This window comes from Rhodococcus sp. MEB064 (assembly GCF_000834565.1).
Taxonomy (GTDB): domain Bacteria; phylum Actinomycetota; class Actinomycetes; order Mycobacteriales; family Mycobacteriaceae; genus Rhodococcoides.
Map to the genome: position 1 here is coordinate 1 of NZ_JXQS01000042.1, position 1,204 is coordinate 1,204.

Here is a 1,204-nt window from a genome sequence, read left to right on the forward strand (position 1 = left end):
TGAGCTGGTGTGGGTCGCAGAGACCAGTGAGAAGCGACTGTTTACTAAAAACACAGGTCCGTGCGAAGTCGTAAGACGATGTATACGGACTGACGCCTGCCCGGTGCTGGAAGGTTAAGAGGACCGGTTAGTTCTTCGGAGCGAAGCTGAGAATTTAAGCCCCAGTAAACGGCGGTGGTAACTATAACCATCCTAAGGTAGCGAAATTCCTTGTCGGGTAAGTTCCGACCTGCACGAATGGCGTAACGACTTCTCAGCTGTCTCAACCATAGACTCGGCGAAATTGCATTACGAGTAAAGATGCTCGTTACGCGCGGCAGGACGAAAAGACCCCGGGACCTTCACTACAGCTTGGTATTGGTGTTCGGTTCGGTTTGTGTAGGATAGGTGGGAGACTGTGAAGCATGCACGCCAGTGTGTGTGGAGTCGTTGTTGAAATACCACTCTGATCGTATTGGATACCTCAACCTCGGACCATGATCTGGTTCAGGGACAGTGCCTGGTGGGTAGTTTAACTGGGGCGGTTGCCTCCCAAAATGTAACGGAGGCGCCCAAAGGTTCCCTCAGCCTGGTTGGCAATCAGGTGTCGAGTGCAAGTGCACAAGGGAGCTTGACTGTGAGACTGACAAGTCGAGCAGGGACGAAAGTCGGGACTAGTGATCCGGCACCGGCAAGTGGAAGCGGTGTCGCTCAACGGATAAAAGGTACCCCGGGGATAACAGGCTGATCTTCCCCAAGAGTCCATATCGACGGGATGGTTTGGCACCTCGATGTCGGCTCGTCGCATCCTGGGGCTGGAGTAGGTCCCAAGGGTTGGGCTGTTCGCCCATTAAAGCGGCACGCGAGCTGGGTTTAGAACGTCGTGAGACAGTTCGGTCTCTATCCGCCGCGCGCGTCAGAAACTTGAGGAAGGCTGTCCCTAGTACGAGAGGACCGGGACGGACGAACCTCTGGTGTGCCAGTTGTTCCACCAGGAGCACCGCTGGTTAGCTACGTTCGGAAGGGATAACCGCTGAAAGCATCTAAGCGGGAAGCCTGTTCCAAGATGAGGTTTCTCACCCCCTCGAGGGGGTAAGGCCCCCGGCAGACCACCGGGTTGATAGGCCAGAACTGGAAGCCCAGCAATGGGTGCAGGTGACTGGTACTAATAGGCCGAGGACTTACCACAAAGAAGCTACGCGTCCACTGTGCAGTATCTGAGACA

Annotated in this window: 1 rRNA gene; it reads left to right on the forward strand. The window is 55.1% G+C overall.

Annotation, left to right across the window (positions count from 1 at the left end):
- Positions 1–1,168, forward strand: a 23S ribosomal RNA gene (locus RU01_RS17720); the annotation flags it as partial.
- Positions 1,169–1,204 lie beyond the last annotated feature (36 nt).